This is a genomic window from Metallibacterium scheffleri, assembly GCF_002077135.1.
Lineage (GTDB): Bacteria > Pseudomonadota > Gammaproteobacteria > Xanthomonadales > Rhodanobacteraceae > Metallibacterium > Metallibacterium scheffleri.
In genome coordinates, this window is record NZ_LDOS01000001.1 from 562614 (window position 1) to 575276 (window position 12663).

General features: G+C 67.2%; 16 protein-coding genes, 1 tRNA gene and 1 pseudogene. 5 read left to right on the plus strand and 13 right to left on the minus strand.

The window, feature by feature from the left end; all coding sequences use genetic code 11:
• Positions 1-125 precede the first annotated feature (125 nt).
• The 7 genes from Mschef_RS02490 to rsmD form a co-directional block, all read right to left on the minus strand.
• A complete protein-coding gene (locus Mschef_RS02490) occupies positions 126-533 on the minus strand; it encodes an MAPEG family protein (RefSeq protein WP_081126244.1) in 408 nt (135 codons plus the stop codon).
• Between the two features lie 110 nt (positions 534-643).
• On the minus strand, positions 644-1738 hold the full coding sequence (locus Mschef_RS02495) for a TMEM43 family protein (RefSeq protein ID WP_081126245.1): 1095 nt from the start codon (positions 1736-1738) through the stop codon (positions 644-646).
• On the minus strand, positions 1735-2607 hold the full coding sequence (locus tag Mschef_RS02500; protein ID WP_081126246.1) for an MBL fold metallo-hydrolase: 873 nt from the start codon (positions 2605-2607) through the stop codon (positions 1735-1737). The genes Mschef_RS02495 and Mschef_RS02500 overlap by 4 nt, the downstream gene beginning before the upstream one ends.
• Positions 2604-2867 carry a YfhL family 4Fe-4S dicluster ferredoxin gene (locus tag Mschef_RS02505; RefSeq protein ID WP_081126247.1) on the minus strand — a complete coding sequence of 88 codons (264 nt, stop codon included), beginning with the start codon at positions 2865-2867 and terminating at the stop codon, positions 2604-2606. Before Mschef_RS02505 ends, Mschef_RS02500 begins: the two co-directional genes overlap by 4 nt.
• 39 nt (positions 2868-2906) lie before the next feature.
• Positions 2907-3404 carry a hypothetical protein gene (locus Mschef_RS02510; protein WP_081126248.1) on the minus strand — a complete coding sequence of 166 codons (498 nt, stop codon included), beginning with the start codon at positions 3402-3404 and terminating at the stop codon, positions 2907-2909.
• A gap of 23 nt (positions 3405-3427) precedes the next feature.
• On the minus strand, positions 3428-3958 hold the full coding sequence (coaD, locus tag Mschef_RS02515; RefSeq protein ID WP_081126249.1) for a pantetheine-phosphate adenylyltransferase: 531 nt from the start codon (positions 3956-3958) through the stop codon (positions 3428-3430).
• 36 nt (positions 3959-3994) lie between these two features.
• Positions 3995-4576 (minus strand): 16S rRNA (guanine(966)-N(2))-methyltransferase RsmD, encoded by a 582-nt coding sequence (gene rsmD, locus Mschef_RS02520; RefSeq protein ID WP_081126250.1) that lies wholly within the window; start codon positions 4574-4576, stop codon positions 3995-3997.
• Between the two features lie 202 nt (positions 4577-4778).
• Between rsmD and ftsY the strand changes: the two are divergent.
• The 4 genes and pseudogenes from ftsY to Mschef_RS02540 all read left to right on the plus strand — a co-directional run.
• A pseudogene (ftsY, locus tag Mschef_RS02525) lies at positions 4779-5690 on the plus strand (signal recognition particle-docking protein FtsY); the annotation flags it as partial.
• Positions 5691-5699: 9 nt separating this feature from the next.
• Positions 5700-6752 carry an AsmA family protein gene (locus tag Mschef_RS02530; RefSeq protein ID WP_081126252.1) on the plus strand — a complete coding sequence of 351 codons (1053 nt, stop codon included), beginning with the start codon at positions 5700-5702 and terminating at the stop codon, positions 6750-6752.
• Positions 6749-7795, plus strand: a complete 1047-nt coding sequence (gene mutY / locus Mschef_RS02535; RefSeq protein WP_081126253.1) for an A/G-specific adenine glycosylase — start codon at positions 6749-6751, stop codon at positions 7793-7795. Before Mschef_RS02530 ends, mutY begins: the two co-directional genes overlap by 4 nt.
• The gene (locus Mschef_RS02540; RefSeq protein WP_081126254.1) at positions 7792-8076 is read left to right on the plus strand and encodes an oxidative damage protection protein; all 285 of its coding nucleotides are present in this window, start codon (positions 7792-7794) and stop codon (positions 8074-8076) included. Before mutY ends, Mschef_RS02540 begins: the two co-directional genes overlap by 4 nt.
• Here the strand turns inward: Mschef_RS02540 and Mschef_RS02545 are convergent.
• Entirely contained in the window at positions 8046-8525 is a 480-nt protein-coding gene (locus tag Mschef_RS02545; RefSeq protein ID WP_081126255.1) for a DUF6491 family protein, read from the minus strand. The genes Mschef_RS02540 and Mschef_RS02545 overlap by 31 nt on opposite strands.
• Positions 8526-8732: 207 nt before the next feature.
• Here Mschef_RS02545 and Mschef_RS02550 point away from each other — a divergent pair.
• A tRNA-Phe gene (locus tag Mschef_RS02550) sits at positions 8733-8808 on the plus strand.
• 233 nt (positions 8809-9041) lie between these two features.
• Here Mschef_RS02550 and vapC read toward each other — a convergent pair.
• From vapC to Mschef_RS02575, 5 genes are all read right to left on the minus strand, one after another.
• Positions 9042-9446 (minus strand): type II toxin-antitoxin system tRNA(fMet)-specific endonuclease VapC, encoded by a 405-nt coding sequence (gene vapC, locus Mschef_RS02555; protein WP_081126256.1) that lies wholly within the window; start codon positions 9444-9446, stop codon positions 9042-9044.
• A complete protein-coding gene (locus tag Mschef_RS02560) occupies positions 9446-9676 on the minus strand; it encodes an antitoxin (RefSeq protein ID WP_081126257.1) in 231 nt (76 codons plus the stop codon). The genes vapC and Mschef_RS02560 overlap by 1 nt, the downstream gene beginning before the upstream one ends.
• Positions 9677-9897: 221 nt before the next feature.
• Complete coding sequence (locus Mschef_RS02565) at positions 9898-10656, minus strand: Crp/Fnr family transcriptional regulator (RefSeq protein WP_136256355.1); 759 nt, start codon at positions 10654-10656, stop codon at positions 9898-9900.
• Between the two features lie 74 nt (positions 10657-10730).
• Positions 10731-12131 carry an oxygen-independent coproporphyrinogen III oxidase gene (gene hemN / locus Mschef_RS02570; protein ID WP_081126793.1) on the minus strand — a complete coding sequence of 467 codons (1401 nt, stop codon included), beginning with the start codon at positions 12129-12131 and terminating at the stop codon, positions 10731-10733.
• Positions 12132-12217: 86 nt separating this feature from the next.
• Positions 12218-12616: a hemerythrin domain-containing protein gene (locus Mschef_RS02575; RefSeq protein ID WP_081126259.1), complete on the minus strand. Its 399-nt coding sequence runs from the start codon at positions 12614-12616 to the stop codon at positions 12218-12220.
• Positions 12617-12663 lie beyond the last annotated feature (47 nt).

The following is a 12663-nucleotide window of genomic DNA, read 5'->3' on the forward strand; positions in this document are numbered from 1 at the left end:
GATTGGGCCCGGCGCGACAAGCCCATAGCCGCCGCCATGGACGCGAAGCGCGGGGGCAAAGACGCCGCCAGGCACCCGCCAGCGCCCATGCAGGTGCGAAGCGCCGCCTATTGGACAAGCTGGGTTCAATGCGCCAGCAGGATCTGCAGCGCCAGGTAATGCCACAGTGCCACGCCCAGCATGGCCAGCATCACCAGCCAGGTAAGCACGGTGCCGACGCCGCGCCCGAACGAATAGCCGGATGAACCGGAAAGTCCGAACGCGTGCAGCACGCGCGCCACGATCAAGGCAATGCCGAATACGTTCAACCACAACGCCGCGGTGTGCTGCAGTTCGAGAACCAGCAGCAGCAGCAAGGCCAGCGGCAGGTATTCGACGGCATTGGCGTGCACGCGGATGGCGCGCGCCAGTTGCGGATCGCCGCCATCGCCGAGGCCGATCTTGCGCACATTGCGTAGCCATACGATGCGCGCGGCCAGCACCAGCACCAGCAGGGTGGCGAGCGCGGCATAGAAACCGGTGATCAGGGGCATGGGGATTCCTTGTCGGGGTTCGTGATGCCGGGGCCCGGAAAAAAGCGGCGCGCCGCATAAAAAAGTTCCTGCCATCTGCCATCCACGCCTGGATGGCAGCGACCCATCATCTACTGCTGCGCACGGCGCAACGCGATTTTTCCGCCACGCCAGCGCCAGATCGCCACGCCCAGCGTCAGCAGCAGCGCTGCCAGCAGGCCCAGACCCAGCCAGACATCGAATGTCATCCACAGCACCGCGGGCAGCAACAACATCAGTGCCCCACCCGCCGCCAGCGCCAGCAGCGGATCGAGGCCGCGGCGCAGCGCGCGCAGCAGCAACGCCACGCCCAGCGCCGCCAGCAGCCAGCCGACGACGCGCCCGAACCACAGGCCGTAAGGCCGTGGCGGCAACTGTGGCAGCAGATCGCCCAGACTGCGATCGCCCAGTTGCACGCCGGCAGCGGACGCGGGCGTCAGACGCCCGTCGTCGACGCGCGCCAGCACGGTGATTTCCTGCGTCGGCACCGTGCTCCAGCGCAAGCGCACATCGCCGAGGCGCGGCTGCTGCGGATTGCCGCTGTACAGATCGCCTTCGTAATCGCTGAAGGTCGCGGCAAGATTGGACGGCAGCGCCGCGGCATCGACCGGGTGCGAATCATGGCCCGGGACCAGATCGACCAGCGCGGCATCGAGGATGAAACCATGCAGGCGCACGCGCGGCGCGGGAAAGTCCATGGAAGCAATCGGCAGCGCCGGATTGACGTGTCCAGCGGGGCGCGAGAAAGCAGCGGAGTCGACGCGTCCATGCACCCACTCCAACTCGTAGATCGGATAGCCCACGTTGACCTGCTGCCACTGGAACATGGCTACTTCGCGGCGCAGGAGCAATGCGCTGGAACTCTGGTTGAAATCGGGATCGCGTGGCGCTTCGATGACCTGCGGCGTGCCGACCACGCGCACCAGGTCACCCTGCAAATGTTTCGACGGCTGTGCGTTTTGGCCCAGATTGACCAGGCTGGCACCCGCGCCGGCGACGTTGCGCAAGCCCTGCTGATAGCGCAGCGCGCTTGATTCCACGCGCCACGACAGCAGCAGCGCCACCAGCACCAGCACGGCCCCGGCAGCGCGCCACGGCCACGGCGAGCTGCGCCAGTCGCGCGGCGCGCGCGCGGCCCTGCGCTGTTGCTGCAATTGCTTGCGGATGCGGCGTGTGGCGGGCTTCACAAACTCACGCCGGCCAGCGCCGCAAGTGGTGCCCGCGCGGCATAGCGTCCACGCGCATCGCGCGCCACCTCAGCCATGGCGGCACTGCTGTCGTGAGTGAAAAACAGGCGTACGCCGCGCGCCAGCGCGTCATCCAGCAGTGCCTGCTTTTCATCGATCAGGCGCTCGGGGTAGCGGTCGTAGCCCATGGTGATCGGAACGTGCACCCAGGGCGTGCCCGGAATCAGATCGGCGCAAAACAGTACGCCGCCGCCAGCACCGGCCGCGGGCTGGATCTCGGCCAGCATCAGCCCCGGCGTATGGCCATCGGAAAAATGAAAGCGCACGCGTGGGCCCAGCCACTCCGAGTGCGTGCCGGAGACCAGTTCCAGACGTCCGCTGGCTTGCAACAACGCGGGCAGTTCGGGGATGAATGAAGCACGATCGCGCGGATGCGGCTTGAGCGCGCGCTGCCAGTGCGCCGCGCCGACCAGGTAGCGTGCGCGCGGAAACAGCAGGCGTGGCGCGGCGCCCTCGGTCCACGCCGCCAGCAGCCCGCCGGCGTGATCGAAGTGCAGGTGCGAGAGCACCACGGCGTCGATGTCGCGTTCGGAGAATCCGCGCGTGGCGAGTTCATCCAGCAACACATGGCGGTCCTCCTGCACACCGTAGCGCTCGCGCAGCTTCGGCTCGAAGAATGCGCCGATGCCGGTTTCGAACAGCACGGTGCGGCCATCGAGATCCTGCACCAGCAGGCAGCGGCAGGCCAGCGGCACGCGGTTTTCGGCATCCGGCGCCAGCCACTGCGACCACAGCGTGCGCGGCGCGTTGCCGAACATGGCGCCGCCATCGAGTTTCTGCGAGTTGCCGGGCACGGACCACAGCTTCATGCAGCATCGTCCTTGCCCTGCGTCAGGGCGCGGTATTTGCGTTCGAGCTCGGCGTGCGATTCGGCGTGCAGCGCATCCGGCTCGATGCACTCGACCGGGCACACCACCACGCATTGCGGCTCATCGTGGTGACCGACGCACTCGGTGCACAGCGCCGCATCGATCAGGTAGAACTCCGGGCCCATGCTGATCGCGCGGTTGGGGCAGACTGGCTCGCATACATCGCAATTGACGCAGGCATCGGTGATCTTCAGGGCCATGGCGAACGGCGGCGGGCACGGTGCCCGCCGCGAAAGTCCTCACATCTGCACGAATTTGTAGGTGGCACTGGTCGGCGCCACCGCTTTCTGCACGGCGGCGTCATCGGCCTTGTCGCCGATGAACAGCACGGTCACGCCCTTGAACGATCCCGCCGTGGCGCCCATGAAGGAGTCTTCGATCATCTTCGCGGTCAATGCCGAATCCGGGCCGCCGAAAGCCAGCATGTTGCCCGGCAACACGGTACGCGCGACCACCCCCTGCACCTGCTCCAGCTGGCGCTGGCGCTCGGCGACATCGGTAGGGTCGGTACCCGCGGGGACGAAGTACACATACGGGCTGCTGGCGCTGACGCCCTGCATGTTGTTCTGCACGACCTGGCTCAGGTAGGCCTGCCAGCCCGGGATGTCAGTGGCGCTGGTGGGCCGCGGCACGGTGGCGGCCGCCTGTTGCGTGACGGCTGCTTCCTTGTTGTGGCACCCGGCCAGCGACAGTGCCACGCCGAGGCCCAGGGCCGCGGCAATCAGAATCTTGCGCATGTGCGTTCTCCTCTCAGTGCTTTCTAGTTTGATGCAGCCGGACGGCGCAGGCGCCAGCGTTGCCGCAGGGCCTGTTGCACGGCTGGATGGACGAAACTGGACACGTCGCCGCCAAGGCGCGCGATTTCACGCACCAGCGACGATGAAATGAAGCTGTACTGCTCGGCCGGTGTCAGGAACAGCGTTTCCGCTTCGGGGATCAGATAGCGGTTCATGCTGGCAAGCTGGAATTCGTACTCGAAATCCGACACCGCGCGCAATCCGCGCAGGATCACCCCGGCGCCAGTCTCACGCACGAAATCGGCCAGCAGGCAATCGAAACCTCGCACCTCGACATTGCGCAAGCTCGCCAGTGCCAGATGCGCCAGCGCGATGCGGTCGTCGAGACTGAAACCAGGCGATTTGCCGGAGCTTTCCGCGATCGCGACGATCACGCGCTCGAACAGCGGCGCGGCGCGCGCCACCAGATCGGCGTGGCCGTTGGTGATCGGGTCGAACGTACCGGGATAGACCGCGATGCGGTGTCTGGCATGCGCGTCCGGGGTCTCGGTCATGGCTGCATCCGGTTTAGATCGCGGTTACTTTAACAGCTAGCCCTGCCTGTCGACGCGGTACAGCGCGTAGTTCACTGCGCCGGCGCGCGCGCTGCGCAATGCCTGCCAGTGCGCCGGCAACCGTGGCACGGGCAGGGCAGCGGGATGCTCGACATACACCCGTGCCTGGGGCGCCAGCCAGGGTTGCAGTGCCCGTGCCGCGGCCGACCACGCATCCGCGGCATAAGGGGGATCGAGAAACACCACATCGAAGGGTTGTGGTGCGCGCGCCAGGTAATCCAGCGCCGCCGCCTGCACCACCGTGCCGGCGTGCTGTTTGAGGCGATCGAGATTGGCGCGCAACGCGGCAGCCAACACCGGCTCGCGCTCGACCATGCACACCGACTGCGCGCCGCGCGACAGCGCCTCGATGCCCAGCGCGCCGCTGCCAGCGTACAAATCAAGACAGCGTGCTCCAGGCAGCAGCGGCTGCAGCCAGTTGAACAGAGTCTCGCGTACGCGGTCGGGCGTGGGCCGCAGCCCGGGTAGATCGGGCACCGCCAGGCGCGAGCCGCGCAGGCTGCCGGCGATGATGCGCACGCGTCCAGGTGGCGCCGCGCGCGCAGTGGCAGGGCGCATGCGGCTCACGCGCGCGCCCGGGCCGGAACGGGTCGCAAGGTACGCGCGTGCTCAGCAAGCGCTGTATTTCGCAGTGTTAGCATGCATGCATTCTCGCCGCATTGCCGCCTGCATGATCAAGCTGTTTCGCAAGCAAGGCCCGGCGCCGGTTGCCGCCGCCGCCACAGCCGCAGATGAAGTCACCGAAGCGTCGCCTGCGCGCAGTTGGCGCGAGCGTCTGGCGGGCAGTGCGCTGGCGCGTGGTCTGGCCGGGGTGTTCAGTCGCCACCCCCGTCTGGACGACGACCTGCTCGATGAGCTGGAAACCCTGCTGCTGGGTGCCGACGTCGGCATCGCCGCCACGACCACGTTGATCGAAGGCCTGCGCAAGCGCATGCGCGAGCGCGAGTTTGCCGATGCCGATGCGCTGTTGAGCGCGTTGCGCGCGGCGCTGCTGGCGCTGCTGCAGCCGATCGCGCAACCGCTGGTGATCGCTGGCGCGCGGCCCTTTGTCGTGCTGATGGTCGGCGTCAATGGCGCCGGCAAGACCACCACCATCGGCAAGCTGGCGCAGCGCTATCGCCATGAAGGCCGCAGCGTGATGCTGGCTGCGGGCGATACCTTTCGTGCCGCCGCGGTCGAGCAGCTCAAGACCTGGGGCGAACGCAATCAGGTGCCGGTGATCGCGCAGGCGCAGGGTTCCGATTCGGCCAGCGTGATCTTCGATGCATTGCAGGCCGCGATCGCGCGCGATACCGAAGTGCTGATCGCCGATACCGCCGGGCGCCTGCACACGCAGGGCGGGCTGATGGACGAGCTGGCCAAGATCCGCCGCGTGCTGGGCAAGCGCGATGGCAATGCACCGCACGAGGTGCTGATGGTGATCGACGGCACCACCGGCCAGAATGCGATCAGCCAGGTGCGCCAGTTCCGCGACAGCGCCGCGGTCACCGGTCTGGTGGTGACCAAGCTCGACGGCAGCGCCAAGGGAGGCGTGGTGTTCGCGCTGGCCAGCGAGTTCGGCCTGCCGATTCGCTACGTTGGACTGGGCGAGCATCTGCGCGATCTGGGTGTGTTCGATGCCGCCGCTTTCGTCGACGGCCTGTTGCCACCGCGTTTGCAGGGTACGGCCTGAGCCCGTGCGATGAGCCTGCGCCGGCGTACACGCATCCTGTTGCTGAGTATCGGCGGCGTGCTGCTGGCGCTGCTGCTGGGCGCACTGCTGGCGGTGCATCTGCTGCTGCAACCGCAGCGCTTCACGCAATTGCTGGAAAGCGCCGCCAGCACCGCCGGCCTGCGCCTGACGCTGGCGCAGCCGGCCAGCCCCGAACTGTTTCCCAGCCCCGGCCTGGTGCTGCAAGGCCTGAGTCTGAGCGTGCCCGCGCACGCCACGCCGATGCTCAGCGCCAGTGGCGGCAAGATTTTCGTGCCCTGGCGCGCACTGCTCGGCGGCGTGCCGGTGATCACGCGCCTGCAACTCGACGGCGCGCAGATCGACCTTGATGAGCTTGATGCATACATTGCCACGCTGCCAACGGGCAAGGCCCCATGGTTGCCGCGCATCAGCACCGGCGTCGAGATCAACGACGGCACGCTGAGCAGCAGCGGCCAGACCGTTTTCAGCGCCATCAACATAAGTGCCGGCCAGCTTGAGCCAGGGCGCCCGTTCGTGCTCACGCTGAGCGCGCGCAACGCGCAGGCGCAGATCCTGCGATGCCAGTTGCAAGGTACGCCGCGCAGCAGCGCCAGCGTGGTCGCGCTGGACCCGCTCAAGCTCAGTGGCACACTGCCGGGCTATGGCGATTTCACCCTCGCCGGACAGGCGCGCTGGCTGGGCGGTAGCCGCGTGCAATTGGCGCTGCAGGGCAGTGCCGGCAAGCCCGCAATGCAGTTGCGACTGGGTTTCGCCAATACCAGCGGCACAGCGCAAATGAACATCGACGCCACGCGCCCGGGTCAGCACCTGCAGGCCAGTTTTGATCCCGCCACGCTGCTGGCATGGTGGCACGGCGCGCTGGCCAGCGGGCGCAATCTGCCACCACTGACGCCGCCGCCGCTGGCCGCCAGTGCCAGCGTGGCGCAGTTCGACGCCGCCGGCGTGCACATCGAGGGCCTCAGCGTGCACGTCGATGCCAGTGCCGCGCCAGCCACCAGCAGCAGCGTGCCGAAAAAATCCGCGCTGCCGGTCAAGCGATGAGTGCGCTGGCACCGGCGTTGCTGCACTGGCACGCGCGCCACGGCCGCCACGACCTGCCCTGGCAACAGGCACCGCGCAGCGCTTATCGCATCTGGTTGGCGGAGGTCATGCTGCAGCAGACCCAGGTTGTCACGGTGATTCCCTACTACGCGCGCTTTTTGCATGCGTTGCCGGATCTGCCAGCGCTGGCAGCGGCCAGCGAGGACCGCGTGCTGGCGTTGTGGTCGGGCCTTGGCTATTACCGCCGTGCACGTCATCTGCATGCGGCCGCGCGGCGCTGCATGACGCAACATGCGGGTGACTTGCCGCGCGATTTCGACGCGCTCGCGGCGCTGCCCGGCATCGGCCGTTCCACCGCCGGGGCGATCCTCGCGCAGGCCTGGGATCTGCCTTTCGCCATCCTCGATGGCAACGTCAAGCGCGTGCTGGCGCGCTACCACGCCATCAGCGGCTGGCCGGGGCAGGCGGCGGTCACGCGCGAACTCTGGCGTCATGCCGCCGCGCACACGCCGCGCCGGCGCGCCGGCACCTATGCGCAGGCGATCATGGATCTCGGCGCCATGCTGTGCACGCCGCAGCAACCTGATTGTCCAAGCTGCCCGCTGCGTACGTCCTGCGCCGCGCACGCACAAGGACTGAGCGCCCGCCTGCCCACACCGCGCCCGCGCCGCGTGCTGCCGCGGCGCTACTTGCACTGGCTGCTATTGCGCGACGCGCAGGGTCGCATCCTGCTCGTGCAGCGTGCTGGCGATGGCATCTGGCCGCGCCTGTGGAGCCTGCCCGAAGCCGAGCTTGCCCCCGAAGCGCACGCCGCCAGCCTGGCGCAACTGCACGCTGCGCCGCGCGCGCTATCGCCCTTGCGGCATGTGTTCACCCACTTCCAGCTCGAGGCCCAGCCGCTATTGTTCGACGGCGCGCGCGCGCGCGCCGCGGTATGCGATCAACCCGCGCTGGGCTGGTATATGCCGCAGGCCGCACTGGCGCTGGCACTGCCGGCGCCGGTGCGACGCCTGCTCAAACAACTTCCGGAGATCAGCCGATGACGCGCATGGTGTACTGCCAATACCTCAAACGCGAGGCCGAGGGTCTGCCCTACGCCCCCTGGCCAGGCGCGCTCGGTCAGCGCATCTACGCCGAAATCTCGCGCGAGGCGTGGAGCAAGTGGCAGCAGCAGCAAACCATGCTGATCAACGAGAACCGGCTCAGCCCGCTGGACGCGAAAACGCGCGCACTACTGGCCGCGGAAATGGAGAAGTTCCTGTTCGGCGGCGGCGCGGCGCCGCCACCCGGCTTTCAGCCGCCCGAGGATGCCGACGCCGGCTGAGTATCCTTGGCCGCGGCCGTCATCGGCTTGGGATCGAGCACCTTGCCCTGCGTGCTCTCGGACTTGCGCAGCGCGCGGTAATCAACCTTGCGGATGGTCTCGATCTGGCATGGCATGCCGCGCACGTGGATCGAATCGAAGCGCGCCTGCAACTGATTCATGTGCGGATTGATGCCGACGCTGTTGGTCCAGCTCAGGTTGATGCAGGGCTTGGCGACCTTGATCAGGTACACATCGTTGACCCCCGTCCAGATCGCGATGTGGTCATCGCCCAAGGGCTGCCAGCCCTGCAACTGGAACACGGTGACCGCGTCCTGCGGCTTGCCGGCGTAATGCTCGAAGCGGGCGAGGTTTGCCGCCATCACCTTGGCGGTATCGGCCAGCGCCGTGCCCGCGAACAGCACCAGCACCGACGCCATGAGGCCCGACAACACGATTTTGCTGCGCATGGGAATCTCCTTCACGTACCGCGTGCCCGACCCGTCCGGTTGGCCGCGGTTTCGCGACGATCATAGTCCCGCGCCAAAGCGCCGCCGCGCGCCCCGCACCCGTGTTCGTGCCGCGTTCATGGCGGCACGCGCGCCAGATTCGGGCTTGACGCAAAGTGCCCGCAGCCGCTGTAATACGCGGCCCGCAACGCAAGGCTGCGGTGTTCCGGCCAGGTAGCTCAGTTGGTAGAGCAGAGGACTGAAAATCCTCGTGTCGGCGGTTCGATTCCGTCCCTGGCCACCATCAAATCAATCACCTACACAAGTCGCAACGTTTGCGGTTGCCTTACGTGTGACGAAAACGTGCCATCAATCCGGCCCGCCGCGTCACGCAGGTGATCGGTGGCGAGATGCGCGTAACGCAACAGCCCTGGCGGACCTACAGCGGCACCACGAAGATCAATGCGGAGTTGCCGGAATTCAAATTGCGTGCTTGATGTCCGCGACCGATAGGCACATCTTCGCCCCTGCCGAGGTTCATGCCCAGTTCCGCACCTGCAGCCCCGGTACGCGCCTGAACTCGCGCTCGTTGTTGGTCACCACGATGAGCCCCGCCGCTTTGGCGTGCGCGGCGATCCACAGATCGTTGTTGCCGATCGGCTCGCCTTTCGCTTCGAGTGCGGCACGGATCGCACCATAGGTCCGCCCCGCCGTTTCCGGTAGCGGCATGACCGGCAGCATCGTCACCAACTCTTCGAGCAGCGCAAGCACCTTGTCGCGCTGGCGGCTCTTCTCCGCGCCATAGGACAACTCGCCCCAGGTGATCACCGAGATCACCGCCTCGCCAGGCTTGAGCTTGCGGAAGCGTTCCAGCACCGCAGGCGGCCGTTGCCGCTGGATGTAGATGCAGATGTTGGTGTCGATCAGATAGCGTGCCGCCATTACAGCCCCTCGCGCCGCTGCGGCGGCGTGTCATCGCGGCCATCGGGCAGAAAGTCATCCGGCAATTGCGTGAGCAGGTCGAACGCGCGCGCGAGCCCGCCGGAAGGTTCGCGCAACACGAGTTCATCACCGCGCCGGAAAATCTCGAGCTCGGCACTGCGCACGCGGAACTCTTTCGGCAGTCGCACGGCCTGGCTGTTGCCGGACATGAAGACTCTGGCGGTTGTCATCGGGCCCGCTCCTATGTATACACATCAAAGTGTATACTTTGCATCATGCGGCGTCATCGCGCAAGGATGCCAGTGCGACGCCAAAAGGCAGCGCATGTGCCGTACTCAATCGGCAGCCAACGCATCACACCATGCGCGTGACGAAAACGTGCCGGCCCGCCGCATCACGCCGATTACCGCCGCCGTGTCCGGCAGCCCGATGCGGCGGGACGGAGGCATGCTCAGGCGTTGTCGTCCTTGAGCAGCGCGCGCAGCGCGGCGGGCTGCTGCAAGTGCACCTCGCGGCCGATGATGTCGACCATGCCCTGTTCGCGAAAGCGCGCCAGTACGCGGCTGACGGTTTCGGCGGCGAGGTGCAGGAAGTTGGCGATGTCGCTGCGCGGCATGGGCAGATGGAAATGCTCCGGCGACAAACCACGCAGTGCATAGCGCGCCGACAAATCGAGCAGGAACGCTGCCACGCGCTGATCGGCACCCATGTCCCAGCTGCGCGCCTCGTGCTGCGCAATGGCGTGGCTGAACATGCGGAACAGGTGCTGCTGCACTTCCGGTTCACGTTGCGCCACGTGGCTGACCGCATCGAACGGCAGCTTGCACAGGCGTGTGCTTTCCAGCGCGACGCCATCGCAGGGATACACGCCGGGGTCGACCGCCTCCAGTCCCACGACCTCGCCGGGCAGATAAAAGCCCAGCACCTGGGCGCGGCCCTCGGCGTCGACTTGCACGGTCTTGACCATGCCGGACTTCACCGCGAACAGCGTGCGGAACGGCTCGCCGGATTTGAATACGTGGTCATTGCTGCGAAACGGTCCGATGTCCTCGACCAGCTTGTGCATGTCGGCGAAGGCCACGCTGCCGTTGCCGGACATGCCGCAAGCGTGTACCAATCCGCAGCGATCACAGGAGACCCTTGCATCGCGTGGCTCGGCGCAGGCCATGCCGGGTACGTCCAGCGCGCAGAGTTTCGGCTTGGCGGTCATCACAGCCTCCGTCGCGACTGCAGCACTCGAGCGCGCGATTCTAGCGCCCACTGGCATGCAAACGCGAGACTGCGTCAGATGGCGCGCGAGTAGCGCGCGTTCTGCGCGGTGCCGAGGTAGGCATCGAAGCGCATCGCCACCTGGCGCGTCAGCAGGCGGCCGCGCGCGCTGATGCGCAGGCGCGCGCCCTGCCACTGCACCAGACCATCGGCCTCGAACTCATGCAACGCGTCCAGCGCGTCGGCGAAGTAGCGCCGGAAGTCGATGCCGTGGCGCGCGCCAAAGGCGTCGATGTCGATCTCGCCCTGGCACATCAGCGCGTTGATCAGCTCGCGCCGCAGGCGGTCGTCCGCGCTCAGCACCAGCCCGCGCGCCACCGGCAGGCGCCCGGCCTCCAGCGCCGCGTAATAGCCCGGGAGGTCCTTGGCGTTCTGGTAATAGGCATTGCCCACGCGGCTGATCGAGCTCATGCCCAGACCGATGATGTCGCACTCGGCGTGCGTCGAGTAACCCTGGAAATTGCGCTGCAGCGTGCCCGCGCGCTGCGCCCGTGCCAGCTCGTCCAGCGGCCGCGCGAAGTGGTCCATGCCGATGTACACATAGCCGGCCGCGGTGAGCCGGTCCACGGTCAGGCCCAGCAGCGCCAGCTTGCTCGCGGCATCAGGCAACTGGCTGGCGTCGATCCGGCGCTGCGCCTTGAACAGCTGCGGCAGGTGCGCGTAGCTGTAGGCGGCGATGCGGTCCGGCGCCAGCGCGATGACCTGCTCCAGCGTGTGCGCGAAACGCGCCGGCGTCTGCAGCGGCAGGCCGTAGATCAGGTCCACGCTGGTCGAGCGGAAGCCGGCCGCACGCGCGGCCTGCAGCAACGCGGCGGTGTCCTGCACGCTCTGCACGCGGTTGACCGCGGCCTGCACCGCCGGGTCGAAGTCCTGGATGCCCACCGAGAGCCGGTTGAAACCCAGTGCCGCCAGTGCGCGCACGTAATCCGGGTCGGCGCTGCGCGGGTCCAGCTCGATGCCGAACTCGCGGCTGGCGGCCTGGCTGAGGTTGAAGTGCCGGCCCAGGACCTGCAGCAGGTCCTGCATCTGCCGCGCATCAAGGAAATTGGGCGTGCCGCCGCCGAAGTGCAGTTGCACCACGCTGCGGTCGCGGTCGAACAAGGGCGCGGTACGCTCGATCTCGGCATACAGGTGCTGCAGGTACTGCTCGCCCTTGGCGTGATCGCGCGTGATCAGGCGCGTGCAGCCGCAGTAGAAGCACGGGCTCAGGCAGAACGGCACGTGCACGTATACCGACAGATCGCGCGGGATCGGGTCGTCGTTGCTGGCGTGCGCCTCGGCGCGCAGCGCGGCCTCACCGAAACCGGCGTGGAACTGCGGCGCGGTCGGGTAGCTGGTGTAGCGCGGTCCGGCCACGTCGTAGCGCCGGATCAGCTCGGCGTCGAAGCGCGGTGCCTGGGGTGCTTGCGAAGTCATGGCCGCAGTCTGCCGCGACCGCCGCGCGCCGGTCTTGATCTGGATCAGATTCGCGGGATGCCGCAATGTTTCGGCACGGCGCGTGTTCACGTCGATATTTCCACGAGCAGACCTTTTTCCTCACGCTCGAAATGGTGCTCGATCACATGCTTGAAAGGCATCTGCGCATCCAGCAAGGTCAGCCGGGTGGTGGCGTTCTCGATGCGGGCGGCGAGCGGCGCGAGCGCCGCGCGCAAATCCGCAAGCATCGAGGTCAGTTTGCGGTGCTCGGCGATGTAGATCCGGGCGGGCCAGCGCGCCGTCTGCGGCAGGCGCGGGAGCAGCCGACTTTCCTCGTCCGCGATGTGGGTTTCCTGCAAAGCATGCATTTCCGCCAATAGATCGCGCGCCAGCGCGATCTCGCCGGCGAGCAAAGCCAGGCGCTCCTGCTGCACAAGCCGCAACAGGTGTGCATGTTGCGCGCCGATATCAGGGGCTTGATCCATCCGATACTCCCGCGGACAGGTGCGGATCCGCGAACGCGAACAGCCGC

What these genes read in the sequence shown, in the direction of transcription:
- Mschef_RS02490 (WP_081126244.1), bottom strand. Translation starts at nt 533, where the DNA reads ATGCCCCTGATCACCGGTTTCTATGCCGCGCTCGCCACCCTGCTGGTG.
- Mschef_RS02540 (WP_081126254.1), top strand. Translation starts at nt 7,792, where the DNA reads ATGACGCGCATGGTGTACTGCCAATACCTCAAACGCGAGGCCGAGGGT.
- rsmD (WP_081126250.1), bottom strand. Translation starts at nt 4,576, where the DNA reads ATGCGCCCTGCCACTGCGCGCGCGGCGCCACCTGGACGCGTGCGCATC.
- Mschef_RS02565 (WP_136256355.1), bottom strand. Translation starts at nt 10,656, where the DNA reads ATGACCGCCAAGCCGAAACTCTGCGCGCTGGACGTACCCGGCATGGCC.
- Mschef_RS02560 (WP_081126257.1), bottom strand. Translation starts at nt 9,676, where the DNA reads ATGACAACCGCCAGAGTCTTCATGTCCGGCAACAGCCAGGCCGTGCGA.
- Mschef_RS02500 (WP_081126246.1), bottom strand. Translation starts at nt 2,607, where the DNA reads ATGAAGCTGTGGTCCGTGCCCGGCAACTCGCAGAAACTCGATGGCGGC.
- Mschef_RS02545 (WP_081126255.1), bottom strand. Translation starts at nt 8,525, where the DNA reads ATGCGCAGCAAAATCGTGTTGTCGGGCCTCATGGCGTCGGTGCTGGTG.
- Mschef_RS02575 (WP_081126259.1), bottom strand. Translation starts at nt 12,616, where the DNA reads ATGGATCAAGCCCCTGATATCGGCGCGCAACATGCACACCTGTTGCGG.
- vapC (WP_081126256.1), bottom strand. Translation starts at nt 9,446, where the DNA reads ATGGCGGCACGCTATCTGATCGACACCAACATCTGCATCTACATCCAG.
- mutY (WP_081126253.1), top strand. Translation starts at nt 6,749, where the DNA reads ATGAGTGCGCTGGCACCGGCGTTGCTGCACTGGCACGCGCGCCACGGC.
- hemN (WP_081126793.1), bottom strand. Translation starts at nt 12,131, where the DNA reads ATGACTTCGCAAGCACCCCAGGCACCGCGCTTCGACGCCGAGCTGATC.
- coaD (WP_081126249.1), bottom strand. Translation starts at nt 3,958, where the DNA reads ATGACCGAGACCCCGGACGCGCATGCCAGACACCGCATCGCGGTCTAT.
- Mschef_RS02530 (WP_081126252.1), top strand. Translation starts at nt 5,700, where the DNA reads ATGAGCCTGCGCCGGCGTACACGCATCCTGTTGCTGAGTATCGGCGGC.
- Mschef_RS02505 (WP_081126247.1), bottom strand. Translation starts at nt 2,867, where the DNA reads ATGGCCCTGAAGATCACCGATGCCTGCGTCAATTGCGATGTATGCGAG.
- Mschef_RS02510 (WP_081126248.1), bottom strand. Translation starts at nt 3,404, where the DNA reads ATGCGCAAGATTCTGATTGCCGCGGCCCTGGGCCTCGGCGTGGCACTG.